At 59.3% G+C, this 18,139-nt stretch carries 17 protein-coding genes; 6 read left to right on the top strand and 11 right to left on the bottom strand.

Features of this window, described 5'->3' with window-relative positions:
- Positions 1 to 21: 21 nt before the first annotated feature.
- From J2T55_RS06835 to J2T55_RS06805, 7 genes are all read right to left on the bottom strand, one after another.
- The gene (locus J2T55_RS06835) at positions 22 to 2,151 is read right to left on the bottom strand and encodes a hypothetical protein (RefSeq protein WP_259055075.1); all 2,130 of its coding nucleotides are present in this window, start codon (positions 2,149 to 2,151) and stop codon (positions 22 to 24) included.
- 44 nt (positions 2,152 to 2,195) lie between these two features.
- The gene (locus J2T55_RS06830; protein ID WP_259055074.1) at positions 2,196 to 2,702 is read right to left on the bottom strand and encodes a hypothetical protein; all 507 of its coding nucleotides are present in this window, start codon (positions 2,700 to 2,702) and stop codon (positions 2,196 to 2,198) included.
- Positions 2,699 to 3,823 carry a hypothetical protein gene (locus tag J2T55_RS06825; RefSeq protein WP_259055073.1) on the bottom strand — a complete coding sequence of 375 codons (1,125 nt, stop codon included), beginning with the start codon at positions 3,821 to 3,823 and terminating at the stop codon, positions 2,699 to 2,701. The genes J2T55_RS06830 and J2T55_RS06825 overlap by 4 nt, the downstream gene beginning before the upstream one ends.
- A gap of 4 nt (positions 3,824 to 3,827) precedes the next feature.
- Complete coding sequence (locus J2T55_RS06820; protein ID WP_259055071.1) at positions 3,828 to 4,487, bottom strand: hypothetical protein; 660 nt, start codon at positions 4,485 to 4,487, stop codon at positions 3,828 to 3,830.
- A 158-nt stretch (positions 4,488 to 4,645) separates the two neighbouring features.
- Positions 4,646 to 6,685, bottom strand: coding sequence for an ATP-binding protein (locus J2T55_RS06815; protein WP_259055070.1), 2,040 nt, complete (start codon positions 6,683 to 6,685; stop codon positions 4,646 to 4,648).
- A gap of 56 nt (positions 6,686 to 6,741) precedes the next feature.
- Entirely contained in the window at positions 6,742 to 7,158 is a 417-nt protein-coding gene (locus J2T55_RS06810; RefSeq protein ID WP_259055069.1) for a secondary thiamine-phosphate synthase enzyme YjbQ, read from the bottom strand.
- 4 nt (positions 7,159 to 7,162) lie between these two features.
- Positions 7,163 to 7,660: a DUF1499 domain-containing protein gene (locus tag J2T55_RS06805; RefSeq protein ID WP_259055068.1), complete on the bottom strand. Its 498-nt coding sequence runs from the start codon at positions 7,658 to 7,660 to the stop codon at positions 7,163 to 7,165.
- Positions 7,661 to 7,798: 138 nt separating this feature from the next.
- Between J2T55_RS06805 and J2T55_RS06800 the strand changes: the two genes are divergently transcribed.
- Positions 7,799 to 8,506, top strand: a complete 708-nt coding sequence (locus J2T55_RS06800; RefSeq protein WP_259055067.1) for an HAD family hydrolase — start codon at positions 7,799 to 7,801, stop codon at positions 8,504 to 8,506.
- A 43-nt stretch (positions 8,507 to 8,549) separates the two neighbouring features.
- Complete coding sequence (locus tag J2T55_RS06795) at positions 8,550 to 8,837, top strand: hypothetical protein (RefSeq protein ID WP_259055066.1); 288 nt, start codon at positions 8,550 to 8,552, stop codon at positions 8,835 to 8,837.
- Between the two features lie 263 nt (positions 8,838 to 9,100).
- Here the strand turns inward: J2T55_RS06795 and J2T55_RS06790 are convergent, their stop codons facing one another.
- Both J2T55_RS06790 and J2T55_RS06785 read right to left on the bottom strand, forming a co-directional pair.
- The gene (locus J2T55_RS06790) at positions 9,101 to 9,529 is read right to left on the bottom strand and encodes a cereblon family protein (protein ID WP_259055064.1); all 429 of its coding nucleotides are present in this window, start codon (positions 9,527 to 9,529) and stop codon (positions 9,101 to 9,103) included.
- Positions 9,530 to 9,588: 59 nt separating this feature from the next.
- Positions 9,589 to 10,386, bottom strand: a complete 798-nt coding sequence (locus J2T55_RS06785) for a sulfite exporter TauE/SafE family protein (RefSeq protein ID WP_259055063.1) — start codon at positions 10,384 to 10,386, stop codon at positions 9,589 to 9,591.
- Between the two features lie 132 nt (positions 10,387 to 10,518).
- Here J2T55_RS06785 and J2T55_RS06780 point away from each other — a divergent pair, with 132 nt between their 5' ends.
- From J2T55_RS06780 to J2T55_RS06770, 3 genes are all read left to right on the top strand, one after another.
- Positions 10,519 to 12,552, top strand: coding sequence for a transglycosylase SLT domain-containing protein (locus J2T55_RS06780; RefSeq protein WP_259055062.1), 2,034 nt, complete (start codon positions 10,519 to 10,521; stop codon positions 12,550 to 12,552).
- Positions 12,553 to 12,567: 15 nt separating this feature from the next.
- On the top strand, positions 12,568 to 13,539 hold the full coding sequence (locus J2T55_RS06775; protein ID WP_259055061.1) for a complex I NDUFA9 subunit family protein: 972 nt from the start codon (positions 12,568 to 12,570) through the stop codon (positions 13,537 to 13,539).
- A gap of 338 nt (positions 13,540 to 13,877) precedes the next feature.
- A complete protein-coding gene (locus J2T55_RS06770) occupies positions 13,878 to 15,086 on the top strand; it encodes a multifunctional CCA addition/repair protein (RefSeq protein ID WP_259055059.1) in 1,209 nt (402 codons plus the stop codon).
- On the opposite strand, the gene J2T55_RS06765 is transcribed toward J2T55_RS06770, so the two are convergent.
- Complete coding sequence (locus J2T55_RS06765; protein ID WP_259055056.1) at positions 15,079 to 15,876, bottom strand: undecaprenyl-diphosphate phosphatase; 798 nt, start codon at positions 15,874 to 15,876, stop codon at positions 15,079 to 15,081. The two genes, J2T55_RS06770 and J2T55_RS06765, sit on opposite strands and share 8 nt — an antisense overlap.
- A gap of 50 nt (positions 15,877 to 15,926) precedes the next feature.
- On the bottom strand, positions 15,927 to 17,123 hold the full coding sequence (locus tag J2T55_RS06760) for a class I SAM-dependent methyltransferase (RefSeq protein ID WP_259055054.1): 1,197 nt from the start codon (positions 17,121 to 17,123) through the stop codon (positions 15,927 to 15,929).
- Positions 17,124 to 17,205: 82 nt separating this feature from the next.
- On the opposite strand from J2T55_RS06760, the gene J2T55_RS06755 reads away from it, so the two are divergent.
- The gene (locus J2T55_RS06755; protein ID WP_259055052.1) at positions 17,206 to 17,937 is read left to right on the top strand and encodes a pteridine reductase; all 732 of its coding nucleotides are present in this window, start codon (positions 17,206 to 17,208) and stop codon (positions 17,935 to 17,937) included.
- Positions 17,938 to 18,139 lie beyond the last annotated feature (202 nt).

Raw genomic sequence — 18,139 nt, 5'->3', positions numbered from 1 at the left:
CACCGGTGCCAGAACGGTAGGCTAGCGCAACCGCGTTAGACTCCAGTCGTTCTGTTCAGCCGGCGTCAGACGGTCGGCATAACGAATCTCCATGCGTACCAGTCCATCAGTGCGTGACGGAATACCGAAACGCAATGGGTGACCATCAATCGTCCACTCGTAAACACGAACAAACTGGTCGGTACTCAGGCGTCCGGCCAACCCGGGACCGAACTCACCTTCCTCAATCTGGACTTCCGGTGCGCCATATTTCTGAATGAGTAATGCCCGGACTTCATTGAAGACTCTCTGTGCCGATCGGCCGTCACCTATGGCATCGAAATCAATGATCAGATTGCTCGAGGCCACACTACCGACATCGACTTCATACACCAGTCGCTGACGACGCTGAATCGATTGTAGCAACTGCTTTTCATAGATAAGCAAGTTATTCTGCTGAATGGGTTCGCCCAGCCCTTGGTCCTGCAAGACCGATTCCAGCATGGTCGGCGAAGCACCTGGCTCGAAACGGGTCAGTGACACCGGCATGTCGGTCACCGCCGCAACAGCCCGGCGCCGCTCAACCGGCACGGCGGGCTTGTCATACTGGTACTCCCAAAATACCATCAGACGATTAGCCTCGGTCGACAAGCCCTGATCAGGACGACGCTCATAATAATTCGCCTGAACGCCGAAACGATGCTGATTGTATCGGTAATTGTATTCCACCGATAAACGCTGGGTCAGTGTATCGAAACCGGTCGGCGCACTCGGCTGCTGCAGCAGACTGTTATAGGAAAATCTTAACGAATGGCGGCGGCCATAAAGTGTACCGCTGATCACCGGATTCCAGTCCGTCGTCGAACTGCTGCCACCGTTGATGTCGCGCACCATCATGCCGGGCGACAGCGTTGCATCAAGCCCGGCAATCTGAAAATCATAATCGAACGTCAAAGTACCCTGACGAATAATACGTTTACTGGTCGGGGGCGCCTCGTTCTTCAATACCTGCCCGAGCAGATCAACACGTGCGGTCAGCACATCAGTCAAGGGCGTTCTTATATTGGCATTCAATGTTGCGTTACGGCTATCCTGTTGACCGTTCTGATCCTGCCGGACTGAGACGAACGCATCCAGATTACCGAAAAAGCGATAGTCACCGAGTGTTGCTAATGTGCCACCATAGGTCAGACCCGCCGAATTGGTATCAACCGGATTGCTGCTTTCCAGTGCATCACGGAAATAAAGATAACGGCCGCGTATGAACTGGCCATCGGGGAAGGTCCAGGTCGCATAGTTTTCGAACGATCGCTGATCGGAAGCGATGGCTGCCCCGAAGGGTGCATAATCCTGGCCGTACTCCTGATAGGTCGTCCGATATCGCAGCGGCAGAGTTTGACTGTGGCCGGCCAGTTCAAAAAACAACCCGAGATTATGGCGATCTTCATTAGCCGACGTACCGAAGCCGCGCCGGTCACCACTCAGATAGGCAACCTCGCTTTCCAGTTTCAGTGACTGCCCCCACCATTGTATAGGTATCGTATGTGCCAGTGATGCCACACTCTGGCTTAGCCCATCGCTGCCACTGAGTGATTGCTGCTTGATATGACCATGCGACAGGTTGAACGAGAATGTGCCAAGCACGGGATCCTGCATTAGCCACGAGGCACCCAGATACTGCGGCTCATCACCGTCAAAATCCCGATAGGTCTGGGCCTGCTGTCCGGCAAAGAACTGGATGGAGTGCTGGCGATCACTACCAAAATCCGGTTGAAACTCGGCCTGCATGCCCTTGAGCCCCGTCTGGATGGTCCGCAAACTCTGGAAGGCGAAGAAATCGCCACCCTCGAAACGGAACGGCACCAGCCCATCGCCTTTTTCCCAGAAAAAGCGCGCACGCTCGGGAATGAAACCCTTTTTGTCGCTGCGATACTCGGAATCGTTCAGCAGGCCACTGAAGCGTATATTCAGGCGCTCATAGGACGATACCCGCCTGTTCATATTGACACTGAACTGATTGAAAACCTGGCCACCCTCAAATGGGTAGGGCGAGGCAGCAGCATTGCCGCTGTTGTCGTAATTCTCGACCTGCAGTCGGTTGAAGGCATTGATCTGCCAGGGATCCAGCCATTTTCCTGTCTGTGACTGGGCAGCAACGAATGTCACAGGCAAGGCACATACTGCCCCCAGAACCGTTTGGTACAACAGCTTGTGCATCAAATCGGCTCGCGGATCTCGATGATGAATTCACTGGTATTGGGCAGGCGCTGGTAGCCGGTCTGCGGATCGTTGAAGATCACTTGCATTCGGATCACAGCGGAGACCTTGCTGACGCGGTAGCGGCCTTTTTGTGAAACAGCCGTGTTGTACTGCTCCAATGTTGAAAATGAACGAAGCGACAGAAGATCCAGCTCGGCATCGCGCGGCACGACGGTGATGAGCGTATCGGCGAGCTTTTGCCGGTTCACAAAGGCCTCCGCAAGCAGACTTTCAAGCTGGCCGCTATTCCAGGCACCGAGGATCTCACGTACGCCACGTTCGACCAGTTCACGATCGACCGGCTCGATCGTTTCCACGCGTTCAGCGTTATCCGGCAAGCCTTCCGGTTTGGGTATCTGGCGGAATTCGCGGAAAGTACGGGCCTGACTGTCGGTTGACGTGGTGGGCATGATGCCGGTCAACAACAGGATCAGAGCGGCGAAAAGAAGTGCATGCCGTTTCATGGACAGCTACCTCCGCCCGTGCTGCAGGCGAAGCCGCTTGCGTTGATAAGCTCAACATCCCCATCAGAACCAGCCGAAGCGGTTAACGTCAGACTGAAACGACTGCCGTCCGAGTCACGAGTAACTTCGAAGGTGACGGTGACTGTTCCGAAATCCGGAAACGAACCGGGCAGATTCTGGAATAATGGCAATTGCGAGCTGGACCATCCCTGGCCCGTCACAAAACGCACGCCCAGTCCGCCACTGAATTCGCTATAGAAGCCGGCAGCCGACCCGGAAGGCAAAGGCGGCGGATTACCGGAAGTATTGCGTGAATTGGCAAGCCAACTCGTGTCGCTACCCATCGGTTGTAACCCGATAGTGCCAAACACAAGCGGCACGGGAACGCCATTGATGGTTATATCACCTACGCCACCCTGATCATCTATCGCGTTGCGACCAGCAGGGGTATCTGGCCTCGTGGCATTATTAATCACTCCAATCACATCACGATAGTCAAATGGATCGATGGCGTTATTCGGATCGAGTGACGTCACCCGGACCAGCCTAAATTCGACTTCACGGTTGTCAGGAGAAATATCGTCCCCTTTGACTGTGCCAAAGCGCAACGGGGCAGTCTGGATCGTGGGCACACCTTCGCCACCATCCGCTGCCACACCAAAACGCAGCGGCGCCGTCTGGATCGTGGGCACACCTTCGCCACCGTCCGCTGCCACACCAAAACGCAGCGGCGCCGTCTGGATCGTGGGCACACCTTCGCCACCGTCCGCTGCCACACCAAAACGCAGCGGTGCCGTCTGGATCGTGGGCACACCTTCGCCACCATCCGTTGCCACACCAAAACGCAGCGGTGCCGTCTGGATCGTGGGCACACCTTCGCCACCGTCCGCTGCCACACCAAAACGCAGCGGTGCCGTCTGGATCGTGGGCACACCTTCGCCACCGTCCGCTGCCACACCAAAACGCAGCGGTGCCGTCTGGATTACAGGCAGCCCTGCTATATCGGAAACGGCATCTTCAGCCTGTTGAGTTTGGGATAAGACTGAACCCGCTATACAAAACGAAAAGATGAGCAACAGCGATTGCAGGCGCGCAAAATCTGCGCCGGTTCGATGTGGCATCAACTCAGAGAAGATCGTTGTTCAGGGTATGGACCAGGTTGACCGACGAGTCATAGATGGCGCCGGCTTCCTCAACAGCTACCTGGCTGCCATCGGGGGCGACCAGCTTCAGGTCACAATGACTGGGGCCTGTCACATGGACGGTAATCAATCTTCCAGGTCCGTCGAGCTGTTCCTGTACGGGACCCGAATACGCGATACCAAAACGCACCGAGCCATTAAAGGAACTATCCGGCCCGAGAGTGATCACCTTGGTTTCAGTGATTTTGACTGTGTCGGGAGTCTCCCAGTCTTCGTCATGGAAATGCATCTGACAGTAAACCGCGATTTGATTATAAGGCTGTCCCTCTAGGGCCCCATATTCAGAGCTGAATGTGCCGGTGCCGTTGAATTCAACCGGCACTTCCAGAATGAAATCGCTGTTGGATGATACCTGGTTAAGGCCGGCGTTGGGCTGGGACATCACCTGCTGTGTTTCAGCCTCCATGGTTTTCGCTTTCATACCATTATCCCCGCCATTCTCTAGCTGTAGTTGCGGCGTTTCATTTCCCTGATCGGGCGAGACACTGAGATTGCCGCCGCCACCCGCAATGGCCGGGTTTGCCAGCAGCAGGAGAACAAACGCAGATAAGGCATTGTTGAATTGTTGACGATTGAGCAGCATGGGAATCCCCTTTTGATAGGGGTTGCGCAGTACTCGCCGTCTCCCCCGACGGCCTGCATTCCATGCAGATACTGCACAACCCCGTAACTGGACAACTTTTGATATCGTTGAGGCCAGACTACGGAGGGTTAACTCTCAGTTTCTATATCAGATTACTCTCAGTTATCGAACTCACGGTCCTGTTGCATGGTCGCGAGCTCGCCTGCGAGCAGGTCAACTGCTGTGGCCAGGTGGCGATAGTAGGTGCTGGGTGCCATATTGAGCTTATCGGCGGCACCCAACCGGCTGGTGGCGGGACGGAAATAGGTATGAAACAGAATATTGTAGTAACGCTCGGTCTTGGGCGCCTGCTGCAGCCGCTCGGCGGCTGTCTGGATAAGTTGACGCAGTCGTTCAACGCGTTCATCCGCGATCAGATCGGCGGGGAACAGGCTGCTTTTCAGCAGTGGCGACTGTTTCAGCGCGTCGGCATGCTGGAAGTTCCGCAGGATGGACTTGAGCGACCGGCGTATCTGCTCCTGGGTCAGGGTCGGTGATTCCAGCCGTCTGGCATCCTTCATCATGCCCCGCACCCGACGGTTGGTGCGAACCAGCCAGTTGCCGATTAACTCATCACGCCAGTCGTGCATGGTGACAATGACACGTTCATCGCCCATATCATAAGTAGCTTCGGTCAGGTAGTGATGCTCGGCCACTTCCGCCATATTCCGTGCCAGCTCATTATCGAGCAAGACAACCCCGCTGGCCTCTATATCGGTATGCTGTGCTGCCCGCGACATCAACAGCGTAAGAACATTGGTCATGACCGACGACATCTGCATATGCCGTTCGCAGTCCATCCAGAACCGGCAAACCTCCACCGTACCCACCCTGCCGATATCCAATGATCGGGCATATTTATTAATGGCCGTAACTACTGGATCGGATAACGACGACAGGTCTTCCTGTGGTGATATTTCGATGAAGAAGCCGAACCCCTGCAGTCGGTTTTCCGAATTGCGAAAGATAACCAGACCGTCTGGCTGCCGGGCGTGCCAGTTATCAAAATGTGCGCGCTGCTGCTCACCCTGATAATGCTCAATCAGATCACGTACCAACTTCACGTCCTGTGATGCTGGTTTATCGATATGGACGGGCAGTTCCCGCGCAGCCTGATGCAACTCGTTGGAAAGTTCGCCCTGACGGGCAAGGTAGGTGATATCAAAAATGATGTCGTGAGTGGCCGTACTCGTATCACTGTTCAGTTGAGTCAGGAAATATTCTTCGCCCAGATAGATCAGGCGTTCGGCTTTATCAGGATCACGGCAGCGCAAATCCGCAGCAATCACCTCAGCAATAACATCATGAACGACCAGCCCGCGTTCCGAACCACTGACGCAGGACAAGCCGGCGAGCCAGTTATAAAGTTCCTGCACATTCTCGCCCGGTAGCATGGCAGCCAGCAGAGGCTCCGTCAGTGTGCGACTCAATGCAGCGGCCTGCAGTGCAGTCGCATGGCGCGTTGTACGCGCTTCCTCGATAAAGTGAAGTGCCAGGGCCTGAAACAGATCTTCATGATCCGTTTTATTGAATTCATGATGTCCCTTGGCCTGACAAATATCCGTACTCATGGCCAGTGCCAACGGATACCCCCTGGCGAAATCCATGATCCGTTCCCGCAATTCGCCATCCAGTCCACGGCGCTGCAGATAGGTCTCGGTTGCCTCGCGTGACAGGGGGGGCAATTCCAGACAGTGCATCAGCCCGGACCAGGCCGGATCCAGACGCCAGTTCATTACCGGTGGCTGCCGACCGGCCAGAACCATATAGACATTCACCGGCAATTGCGGCAGAAAAACTTCATGGAACCAGCCTTCCATCGCAGCCAGCTGATCAAAATTATCAATGAATAACCAGACAGGTTGTTCATCAACAGCCAGCGCCGCCAGGGACTGTCTAATCTCGGCCTCGATCTGCGTACTAACCGGCTGCAGGTAGTAACCGTTCAGGTCGATCACGGGCTGCTCGGCTTCGGCTACCCTGGCCTTGCATTCCGCCAGTAGCGTGGACTTGCCGATGCCACCCGGTCCATACAGATAGAGCAAGCGGGATTGCGTGTCGCTGCCGCTGAGCATGGCATCCAGTAGCGCCAGTTCCTGCTCACGGCCGACGAAATACCGTCGGCGATTAGCCTGTAAAACGCTGGAAAGTGACTGCATACCCCCTCTGCAATCCGCATCCTTGAGGCTGCCCCCGCACTATGGCCGACACACCTCTATTCCCCGTGAATGGTTAGCGTAACACGACGCGCCTGCCGCGACGTACGATGCTCCCAGAGATAAATGCCCTGCCAGGTGCCGAGCGCCAGGCGGCCATCACTAATCGGCACATTCAGGCTGTTGCCGGTCAGGATCGAGCGCACGTGGGCAGGCATGTCGTCCGGGCCTTCGGTGGTATGCACGAACAGCGGGTCGCCGTCCGGCACCAGCCGCTGCATGAAGGCCTCGAGATCGCGGCGCACGTCGGGGTCGGCATTTTCACAGAGCATCAGCGAGGCACTGGTATGCTGCAGAAAAACGTTGCACAGGCCGGTTGTCATGCCCGCAGCGCGCACGACTTCGGTCACCCGGCGGGTGATGTCCGTGCTGCCGCGGCCCGGGGTATCGAACTCAAGGGTTTCCTGTACCAACATGGTTTCAGTCTTCCAGCCTGACCGGCTCGCCCTGCGACAGCTGGCGCTCGACGGCAGCGACCAGGTCGAGGACGTGCCGGCGGTTGGCGCCGAAATCACCGCGGCCTAGCCGCGCGGCCGAACGAATGTGCAAGCGCGCGCTGGCCTCGCCCACCGGCTCGACGGTCACGGTTACATCATCGGTGAATTTCAGCAACGGTGTGGTGACCGTGGCCTGGTACCGGCAATCGTGCGTCTGCTGCCAATCCCAATCGAGGGCGTCCAGTGCCGCGGCGACTTCGCGGCACAACAGGCCCGGTTTGACCGGATAGACGCCGGGCCGCAACTCCGGCAGAGCGGCCTGTGGTTGTAATTCGGCAACGTTGCTGCCGAGATAGGTCGCCAGCCGCGCCAGCGGGCCGGGCGGCGCAAACAGCGTGGCGCGGTTGAGCAGCAGGGCGCCCACCACCAGTGCCAGCGGCAGAACAATCAGAATGAGACCGAATAAACGCATACGGAACATGATAATTTGAATTCATCCGGAAAATCCAAGTCATCTTAATGACACGCGCCGAATCAACACCAGCCGCCTGGTGACAGTCCACCATTCACCACTCATGCAAGCTACAATGCACCATGGACCATCAACGATTGCCCGCTCATGAAACTGATCTGTTTTGATCTCGACGACACACTTTGGGACTTCGAGGACACCCTCTCCCGCGCCGAGGCCACCCTGCATCGCTGGCTGGACGAACATTACCCCGATTTTTCCAGCCGCCACTCGATCGATGACCTGCGCCTGCGCCGCGGCCAGCTGCTGCAGGAAAACGCCGACCTGCGCCACGACATCGGTCGCGTGCGCCTGCTCGCCATGCAGCATGCCGCCGAGGACATGGGCTACGACACCACTGCCGCGAAACGCCTGAGCCAGGCGGCCTTCAAGAAATTCATGGTGCACCGTAACGATGTGCAACTGTTCGACGACGTCATGCCGGTGCTCAAACGTCTGCGGCAAGAATACACGCTGTGTTCACTGACCAACGGCAATGCCGACCTGCATGCCATTGGTATCGCCGACGTGTTCCATCACCGCCTGTCGGCGGAACAGGTCGGTGCTGCCAAACCGGCGCCACGCATGTTTCTCGAGGCCTGTCGCCTGGCGGACGCCGAACCGCACGAGGCGGTGCATGTCGGCGACGATCCGCACACCGACGTCTTTGCCGCCCGCGCCGTGGGCATGAAAACCGTCTGGGTCAATCGACGTGCCGACGACTGGACGCATGACGAAGGCGCCGACGTGGAAATCACGTCTCTGGTGGAACTGGAAGATCGCCTGCGCGAGTTGTTGGCCAGGGCAAGTGCGTGATATCTGCGACAACAAACCGCTAAATTAGGGATCGACCGCGCCGATGAAACTTTTATCGCTACTCCCCCTGGTGGTTCTGCTGCTTGTCGCCGGCTGCGAATCGAAGCTTGAGCAGGACAACTTCCGGCGCATCGAAACCGACATGAGCGAGGCCGAGGTGTTTGCCATCCTCGGCGAGCCCGACGAAACCTCGAGCCTGCAGTTCGGCGACCTGTCCGGCACCTCGGCGGTCTGGAAGGATGACAACACGCGGATCACCATCCAGTTCGTTAACGACGCGGTCAAATTCAAGCAGTACACGCGCAGCGAGGCCGACCGGATCATTGAGTAGGCCGCCAGTTTGGTGGTTGATAGGTGATTGGTAGGAGCGGCGACCCCGCCGCGAAAAGTTTTGAATGTCACGCCGTAATCAACCTCCTGTTCGGCCCGTGGTCGGGCCTCATACAAGGTGGATTGGTCATCGGTGACTGGTGATTCGTGATGGGTGATCGGCAATATCCGATTTTCATGGGAACGAATTGAAATCCGCAAACCATCCGGCGCATGTTTCGCCGATTTATAATCGGCTCCCACGAATGTAGTTCCGGCAATCGATCAGTCTCCGGCGCTCAGCAACCGCTCGAGAATCAGGCCGAAAAACAGCCCGTCGCCGCGAAAACGCCAGCCGAGATGTTCCTCGCAGTGCCGGCAGACCGCCACCTGCCAGCCGTAGTCCGGGAACCAGCTGTAAGCGATCGACAGGCCGCCGACCGCGCTACAGCCCGGCGCGCTGCCGAAACAGCCGATGCGATAGACGATACCGTGGGGATTGACACAGGTATGGGCGTGGGCGCCGGCGATTTCGATGCGCTCGGCGTCGTTGCTGATCGCCGTGCGGCAGCGATGACACAGCAGGCCACGCGGCGCATGGCGCTGGCGCAGACCGTCGCGTTCCTCCTCGGCGAGCACGACCGCGGCATTGCCGGAAGCGTCAAACAACGCCTCCAGCCGGCTCGCGTCTGCCAACCCAACCACCTGCAACATGCGCGACTCCCGCGCCGTCGAGTGAAACAGCGGTGGCAACTACGGGCTGCGGCCGCTGTCTATAACACCATTCTTAGACCAATAATGGCCAACAGTACAGCAAAGACCCGTTTTAAAGCCGCCACCGGCAGGGCATGCGCCAGCCGCGCACCCAGCGGCGCCGTGAAATAGGTGGCGGCAATGATCACCAGCGCCGCCGGCCAGTAGACGTAGCCGAGACTGTGGGCCGGCAGATCCGGCAGCGACCAGCCGGCCGCGATCAGGGTCAGGCTGCCGACCAATGCGATCGGCAGGCCGCAGGCCGCGGCGGTAGCCACCGCGCGGTGGATGGCGACATTGCACCAGAGCAGAAACGGCACCGTGAGCGTACCGCCGCCGATGCCGAACAGCGCCGACAGACCGCCGATGATCGTGCCGGCGGCCGTCGTGCCGACGGGACCCGGCAAGCGGCGATGCGCGGCCGGTTTGGCGCCAAAGCCGATCTGCAGCGCCACCGCGATTTCGAACAGGCCGAACAGGACACGCAGCCCGTCGCTGGCCATGCCGCGCACCAGCAACCCGCCGGCGACCGCCCCGATGACAATGCCGGGCAGCAAGGCAGTCAGCGTCGGCCAGGCCACGGCACCGCGGCGGTGATGCGCCCGGGTCGAAGCGATGGCAGTGAACACGATGGTCGCCAGCGAGGTGGCAACCGCCAGCTGCATGAGGTGATCGCCGCTGAACCCCTGCCAGCTGAACAGATAATAGAGCGCCGGGACGATGACGATGCCGCCGCCGATACCCAGCAACCCGGCAAGCAGCCCTCCGACGATGCCGGTGAGCAGATAAAAAAACAGGATGAGCGGATCGATGGGCATGGACAAGCGGCTATTTGTTACTCATAGTTAGGTGCGAGGATATTCAGTCGCGGCAGCTTAGAAAGTTACCGCCACACTTGCAAATAAAGCGCTTTTTTCAGGATGTCGTTCAAGCATCATCCGGGAGTCAGAATGCCTGCCATCGGTATCGTGTTAAGCCATTTCCGGCCGTCCACCGGCCAGCCCAGCCGGCGTCTGCTGACGCTGCTGGTTCTGCTCGGCGGCCTGCTCTGCCTGCCCCTGCCAGCCGCCGCTGATCGCGAACAGCAACGCGCAGACTTCGAAGCCGCGCGCAAGGCGCTCGCCAACGGCCAGCTGGAGCGCTACCGGCAACTGGCCGCGGGGCTGGAGGATTACCCGCTGTATCCCTACCTGCGCTATGCCTATATCGACAAGAGACTGCGTTCGCTGGATAACGCCGAGGTCGCCGAATTCCTGCGCAAGCATGGCGACCTGCCTGTTGCGGACCGGCTGCGCAACCGCTGGCTCGACATACTCACCAGCCGTGGCCAGTGGCAAACCTATCTCGATCACTACAAGCAACCGAACGATAACCGGCTGCGCTGCCTGTACCTCACCGCGCGCATGAAAACCGGCCAGACCGACGGCCTCATGGACGACATCATCCGCATGTGGCGGGTCGGCTATTCCCAGGACGAGGCCTGCGATCCGGCGTTCGAGAAACTCGAAGCCAGCCCGCAGATGACCGGCCAGCTGGTCTGGGAGCGCATCCGCCTGGCGATGGCCAATAACAAGACCGGCCTGGTGCGCTATCTGGCGAAAAAGCTCAGCAGCGACGAACGCCAGGTTGCCGAACGCTGGATCGAGATTCACAACAATCCCGATGCCGGCACGCGCGATCCGCAGCTCGCCGACACCGTCATCGGCCGCGAGGCGGTGCTTTACGGCCTGCGCCGGCTGTTGCGCCGGGACATCGACAAGGCGCTGGATCGCTGGTCCGCATTGCAGCAGCGTTATGCCTTCACCCCGGCCGAGAAGAACGCCCTGCAGCGTGACCTGGCCGTGCGCGCCGCCGACCAGGAACATGCTGACGCCAGGCAGCTGCTCGAGCAGGTCGCCGACAGCGAAGTCGACGCCACCGTGTTTCTCTATCGCCTGCGTCAGGCCATCAACAACGACGACTGGCAACAACTGCGCGCCTGGACTGATGGCACACCACCGGACGACGTCCATGAAAACCAGTGGCAATACTGGCGCGCTCGCGCGCTGGAAAAAACCGGTGACAAACAGGCGGCGCGCGATCGCTATCACGAACTCGCCAGCCAGCGCGATTTTTACAGCTTTCTTGCCGCCGACCGGCTCGGTATCGACTACCGGATGAACCATTACCCGCTGCCGATCAGCGACGAGGAACTGGCGCAGATCGCCGAACGGCCCGGCATCCAGCGAGCCTTCGAGTTCCTGGCCCTGGACGAGGAATACGCTGCCCGGCGCGAATGGCATCACATACTGGGTGCCCTGTCGCCCCGGGAGATGCAGGGTGCGGCGCAACTCGCCGCGCAGCGCGGCTGGCACAATCAGGCGATCCTGGCCATGGGCCGGGCGCAGGCCTATGACGATCTCGAGGTCCGCTTTCCCGTGCTTTATCGCGAAACACTGGCCAGGCACGCCAGCAAGCACGATCTGGATCTCGCCTGGGTCTACGGCCTGATCCGCTCGGAAAGCGCGTTTTACGAGAGCGCCCGATCGCCGGCCGGCGCGCTGGGCCTGATGCAGGTCATGCCGCGTACCGGCATACAGACTGCCGGCAAGCTCGGCATGAAAAACTTCAGCAGCAATCAGTTGCTGAAAGCCGACTACAACATTCCGATCGGCAATCGTTACCTGAAAGAAGTCTACGACAATTTCAACGGCAACATGATCCTGGCGACTGCCGCTTATAATGCCGGTCCACACCGGGTAAAATCGTGGTTGCCCGATTCTGGCTGTATCGAACCGGACATCTGGATCGAGAACATCCCGTTCCGTGAAACCCGGGGTTATGTCAAACGGGTGCTCGAATACGCCAGTGTTTACGACTGGCGGCTGGAACGCGAACAGCGCCGTGTGACGGCACGCATGGACGCGGTCAAGCCGGTCCACAAACCCGATTCCCTGCTGGCCAGCCTGCAGTGCAATTTCTCGGCGCTGACCATGCAACCCTGATTCAATAACGAGTTCATGCTTATCAAAAAAATCTGCATTATCGGCGGCACCGGCTTTGTCGGCCGCACCCTGGCCAATCACCTGACCCGCAAGGGTTACCAACTGCGCATTCCGACGCGCGATCGCGAGAGCCATCGCCAGGAACTGATCCTGCTGCCGACCACGGAGTTGGTTGAAGGCGACGTCCACGATCCGCAGCAGCTGCGCGAACTGGTCGACGGCTGCGACGCGGTCATCAACCTGGTCGGCATCCTCAACGAGCGGGGCCGCGACGGCCGCGGTTTTCACAAGGCCCATGTCGAACTGACCGAAACGATCCTGGCGACCTGCCGTGCCGCCGGCATCCAGCGCTACCTGCATATGAGCGCACTCAATGCCGATGCCGAACGCGGCCCGAGCCACTACCTGAAGAGCAAGGGTGAAGCCGAACACAAGGCGCTGGCGGCGGAAGGCTATGATCTGCACGTCACCAGCTTTCGGCCATCGGTCATCTTCGGTCCCGACGACAGCTTCTTTAACCGCTTCGCCAAGCTGCTGAAACTGACGCCGCTGGTGTTTCCCCTGGCCTGCCCGGAAGCGCGTTTTGCACCCGTTTATGTCGAGGACGTTGCCGAGGCGTTCGTGCGATCACTGAATGACCCGGCCACCTACGGCCAGGGCTATGACCTGTGCGGCCCGCATGAATACACCCTGCAGCAGCTGGTTGAATACACCGCGCAATGCGTCGGCCTGCAGCGCCGTATCCTGCCGCTGAACAATTTCCTGTCGCGACTGCAGGCGATGGTATTCGATTTCGTCCCGGGCAAACCGTTCTCGACCGACAATTACCTGTCCAGCCAGGTCGCCAGCGTCTGCACCAATGGCGGCGACCTGCAGCGCTTCGATATCGATGCAACGGCCATCGAGGCGATCGTCCCGCGTTATCTGGGCAACCATTCCATGCGCTCGTTGTACAATGAATTTCGCCGCGAGGCGGGACGGCATTGACTGGTAATTGGTGATTAGTGATTGGCAAGGCCCGACGGCTGTGGGAGCGCATCAACCAACAGCGCGCAGCGCCACCTTAGTTCCTTCCCCCTTGACGGGGGAAGGTTAGGATGGGGGTGAGTTAAACATCCTCGACAATTCAATCACCCCCACCCTGACCCTCCCCCGTCAAGGGGGAGGGAATCGCAGTTGGTTGGTAGGAGCGGTGACCCCACCGCGAACAGCGCCGATCAATGGCATTATTAATGCTGAACTTTATCTTGGCACTGGAACAGCAACGGTCACACCTTTCCAATCACCAATCACCAATCACCAATTAACCAATTAACCAATCAACCATGAAGATCTACACCGTCGGTGGGGCCGTACGCGACAGGCTGCTGGGCCGCGAGGTCAAGGATCGCGATTACGTCGTGGTCGGCGCGACGGCCGGGCAGCTGGAGGATCTCGGTTACCGCACAGTGGGTCGCGACTTTCCGGTCTTCCTGCACCCGGACACGCACGAGGAATACGCGCTCGCGCGGACCGAACGCAAAAGCGGTCAGGGCTATACCGGCTTCGAGTTTCATGCCGCACCGGAGATCACGCTGGAGCAGGATCTTGCCCGTCGCGATATCACCATCAATGCCATGGCCGAGGATGACAACGGCCACGTCATTGATCCATTTGATGGTCGCGGCGATCTGCAACAACGCCTGTTGCGCCATGTCTCACCGGCATTTGTCGAGGACCCGTTAAGAATCCTACGCGTCGCGCGTTTCGCCGCGCGGCTGGACTTCGCCGTCGCGGCAGAGACGCAGACACTGATGCACACGCTGGCTGCCAGCGGCGAACTGGAAACGCTGCCGGCCGAACGCGTCTGGCAGGAACTGCAACGCGCACTATCGGAACCATGGCCGCGGCGTTTTTTCGAGGTGCTGCGTGACTGCGAGGCGCTGGCGATACTGCTGCCGGAAATCGATCGCCTGTTCGGTGTACCGCAGCCGCAGCAGCACCACCCGGAAATCGACACCGGTGTACACACGCTGATGGTGCTGGATCAGGCCGTGCGTCTGAGTGATGAACCGATCGTGCGTTTTGCCGCGCTGGTGCATGATCTCGGCAAGGGCACGACGCCGGCGGATCAATGGCCGCGTCACATTGCCCATGAGCAACGCGGCGTGAAGATTATCGAAAAACTCTGCGCCCGCCTGAAGGCACCGAACGACTTCCGTGACCTGGCGGTGATGGCGGCGCGTGAACACGGCCGTGTGCATCGCGCCGGGGAAATGCGCGCCGACACGATCCTCAATCTGTTCGAGGCCTGCGATGCCTTTCGCCGGCCGCAACGCTTCGAGCAGTTGCTGATCGTCTGCGAAGCCGACAGTCGCGGCCGTACCGGCCTAGAAGACCGCGACTACCCGCAGGCGGATCGCCTGCGCCAGGCGCTACAGGCGGCGAACAGCGTCGATGCCGGTACCCTGGCGACGGAAAATTTATCCGGCAAGGAAATCGGCGAGCGTATCAGGCAGGCGCGCAGTACGGCCATTGCTACGGCTGTTAAATGAACAACACCAGCAACAGCCCGCCCAGCACTAACCGGTAGACCACGTACGGTAGCATGCCAAAGCGATCCAGGAAACGCAGGAACAGGTGAATCGCCATCAGTGCGCCGAGGAACGACAGTACGGCAACCAGGCTGAACATCAGTACATCACCCTCGGCGGGCAGAAACAGCAGCCGGTAGAGACCATAGGTCGTCGCCATCAGCGTCGCCGGTACCGACAGCAGGAACGAAAAGCGTGCCGCCGCCTGGCGGGTCAGCCCGAGAAACAGTGCCGCGGTTATGGTGACACCGGAACGCGACACGCCCGGGATCAGTGCCACCGCCTGTGCCATTCCGATCAACAGCGCATCGCGCAGATTGATCGCATTGAAATCGCGTGACAGGCGCGCACTTTTGTCCGACCACCACAACAGCAGGGCGAACAGGATGTTCGTGACCGCTATGAGTGCTGCCGCCCGAAACTGCCCGGCCACCAATCCATAGATCGTCAGGCCGACGATGCCGACCGGCACGCTGGCGATGACGAGATACCAGAACAGACGGCCATCCTCGCTGACACCATGACCGCTGATCGACTGCCAGCCACCAACCAGAACACGGCCGAGATCACGCCGAAAGTACAAAATGACTGCGCCGAGCGTACCGAGATGCGCGGCCAGATCGTAAATCAGTCCCTGATCGGACCAGCCGCTTAGGTAAGGCAGCAGGATGAGATGCGCCGAACTCGATATCGGCAGGAACTCGGTGATGCCCTGCACCAGCGCGAGGACAAAGGCGTGAATGAAATCCATGCTAGCTCAGCATCGTGCGTTGGGTGGATGGCCGGTCGTGGTGTTTTTCATCAAAGCCGGTGACGGAAATCCTGCAACCTGAAACCGGCCAGCGGGCCGTCGTAATCGCGCACCAGCGCCATTGCTTTGAAACGCTCGCCCATCTCGCCGGGCAACGTCAGCCGTTTGACCTCACCGGTCAGTCGCCAGTAATCCTGTTGGGACTGATCCGCCGCGGCCGCCAGCATGTTGTCCAGTCCGCAACCGAGCAGGAAATGCGCCTGGCTGGTAAATCCCGCCACTTCCAGATCACAGGCCTGCGCGGCCTCGGCGAGACGGGTGAAGTCGACCGAGGCACTGATGTCCTGCAGGCCCGGGTACAGGAACGGATCCTCGTGCGCCCGGTGCCGGTAGTGACAGATCAGGCTGCCGGCATTGCGTTGCGGATGATAATACTCGGCCCGCGGATAACCGTAATCGATAAACAGCATGACGCCGCGATCCAGTACACCGGCGACCGCACGCAGCCAGTCCTCCAGGCCGGTGTTGATCTCGGTGCGATAGGGCGGCGCCGGTGTCTCGGGCAATTCGACAAGCAGACGCGCCAGCGCCGCATGCAATTGCGCCCCCGGTGACCGGCTTTGCCAGCGGAATACGCCGTCGTCGTGTGTGACACCGAGCTCGACGTGTGCCGTGTCATCCAGTTGCACGCATTCGACCGGTAACGCATCCAGCACTTCGTTGGCGAGCACGATTCCCTGTAGCGGCTCAGCCGGTAACTGCTCCAGCCACTGCACGCGATCGACAAGCTGCGGCAACTGCTCGGCAATCAGGCGTTGCTGGCGTTCGCGCAAGTCGGCGCTGACTTCGAGGATGTAATAGCATTCCGGCAGACACTCGCGGCTTGCGAGCTCACCCAGTACATCGACAGCCAGCCGGCCACTGCCGGCACCGAGTTCGAGAATAGCGCCACCCGCCAATGTCGCCAGTACTTCCTCGCACTGACGCGCAATGCAGCGACCAAACAGCGTCGAGATCTCCGGCGCCGTCACGAAATCGCCGGCGGCGCCGAGTTTGGCCGCACCGGCGCTGTAATAACCGAGCCCCGGTGCATACAGTGCCTGCGTCATGTAATCGGCAAAGCTGATGATGCCACCGGCCTCATCAATGGCCGCGGCAATATGCACGCGCACGGCATCGCTGTGCGCGGCGGCCGTGGCATCAGGCTCGGGTAATGATTCAACGCTGGTTCGTGATTGAACGGACAATGGCAACAGACTCGTTGGCCGGTTTCCGGCTCCGGCGAATTCATAGTAATGTGTATCGAAACCCGCCAAGCATAGCCGAGCCATGAGCCACAGAACAGCCTTGATTACCGGCGCTGCAAAACGCGTCGGCGCTGCCATTGCACGCGAACTACACAGCGCCGGCCTGCAGGTCGTGATTCACTACCATCACTCGACCGCAGAAGCCAACGCGCTGGTCGCCGAGCTGAATGACAAGCGCCCGGCGTCGGCCTGGCTGTTGCAGGCCGATCTCGCTGACAGTCAGGCGCTGCCCGAGCTCGTCGATGCGGCCATTGACTGCAACGGCCGGCTCGACGTACTGGTCAACAATGCCTCGGTTTTCTACCCGACGCCGCTGGAGGCGATCGACGACGACAACTGGTCGAACATGATGAACGTCAATCTGCGTGCGCCGTTGCTGCTCGCCCGTCATGCCGCCGCACAACTGCGCAGCAACCGGGGCTGCATCATCAACCTGACCGACATTCACGGCGAACGGCCGCTCAGCAAACACCCGCTTTATAGTACCAGCAAGGCCGGACTCATCATGCTGACAAAAGCACTGGCGAAGGAAATGGCGCCCGAAGTTCGCGTCAACGCGGTCTCACCGGGTGCCGTGCTGTGGCCGGAAGCCATGACCGAGGCGAACCAGCAGGAAATACTGTCGCGCATCGCCCTCGATGAACGTGGCAGTCCCGAGGATATCGCCAGGGCAGTACTGTTTTTCGTTCGCGACGCCAACTACGTTACCGGTCAGGTACTGAGCGTCGACGGCGGCAGGCTGCTTAGTCAGTGACTGGTTGGTGAGTGGTGAGTGGTGAGTGGTGAGTGGTGAGTGGAAATAGCGTGATCGACTCTGTGTCGATGTCAAGGAAAAATCAAAATTCAATAGCCCCTTAACACCGAGCCTGTAAATAATTCTGTGTAAGTGCCCGTTCAAAGATATTGTGTCACGCGTTCACCGTATTCGATGATAAAGCGATTGAGTGCGGGCTTCC

The organism is Methylohalomonas lacus (genome assembly GCF_024808875.1).
In the GTDB taxonomy this organism is placed as follows: domain Bacteria; phylum Pseudomonadota; class Gammaproteobacteria; order Methylohalomonadales; family Methylohalomonadaceae; genus Methylohalomonas; species Methylohalomonas lacus.
Note: the sequence above shows the minus strand (reverse complement) of the source record. Positions and strands in the feature narration are given on the sequence as shown.

Excerpts from the sequence above, each read along its gene's own strand:
- J2T55_RS06770 (WP_259055059.1), top strand. The coding sequence starts at position 13,878 with ATGAAGATCTACACCGTCGGTGGGGCCGTACGCGACAGGCTGCTGGGC.
- J2T55_RS06795 (WP_259055066.1), top strand. The coding sequence starts at position 8,550 with ATGAAACTTTTATCGCTACTCCCCCTGGTGGTTCTGCTGCTTGTCGCC.
- J2T55_RS06815 (WP_259055070.1), bottom strand. The coding sequence starts at position 6,685 with ATGCAGTCACTTTCCAGCGTTTTACAGGCTAATCGCCGACGGTATTTC.
- J2T55_RS06825 (WP_259055073.1), bottom strand. The coding sequence starts at position 3,823 with ATGCCACATCGAACCGGCGCAGATTTTGCGCGCCTGCAATCGCTGTTG.
- J2T55_RS06800 (WP_259055067.1), top strand. The coding sequence starts at position 7,799 with ATGAAACTGATCTGTTTTGATCTCGACGACACACTTTGGGACTTCGAG.
- J2T55_RS06775 (WP_259055061.1), top strand. The coding sequence starts at position 12,568 with ATGCTTATCAAAAAAATCTGCATTATCGGCGGCACCGGCTTTGTCGGC.
- J2T55_RS06785 (WP_259055063.1), bottom strand. The coding sequence starts at position 10,386 with ATGCCCATCGATCCGCTCATCCTGTTTTTTTATCTGCTCACCGGCATC.
- J2T55_RS06790 (WP_259055064.1), bottom strand. The coding sequence starts at position 9,529 with ATGTTGCAGGTGGTTGGGTTGGCAGACGCGAGCCGGCTGGAGGCGTTG.
- J2T55_RS06755 (WP_259055052.1), top strand. The coding sequence starts at position 17,206 with ATGAGCCACAGAACAGCCTTGATTACCGGCGCTGCAAAACGCGTCGGC.
- J2T55_RS06810 (WP_259055069.1), bottom strand. The coding sequence starts at position 7,158 with ATGTTGGTACAGGAAACCCTTGAGTTCGATACCCCGGGCCGCGGCAGC.
- J2T55_RS06820 (WP_259055071.1), bottom strand. The coding sequence starts at position 4,487 with ATGCTGCTCAATCGTCAACAATTCAACAATGCCTTATCTGCGTTTGTT.
- J2T55_RS06780 (WP_259055062.1), top strand. The coding sequence starts at position 10,519 with ATGCCTGCCATCGGTATCGTGTTAAGCCATTTCCGGCCGTCCACCGGC.
- J2T55_RS06805 (WP_259055068.1), bottom strand. The coding sequence starts at position 7,660 with ATGTTCCGTATGCGTTTATTCGGTCTCATTCTGATTGTTCTGCCGCTG.
- J2T55_RS06830 (WP_259055074.1), bottom strand. The coding sequence starts at position 2,702 with ATGAAACGGCATGCACTTCTTTTCGCCGCTCTGATCCTGTTGTTGACC.
- J2T55_RS06765 (WP_259055056.1), bottom strand. The coding sequence starts at position 15,876 with ATGGATTTCATTCACGCCTTTGTCCTCGCGCTGGTGCAGGGCATCACC.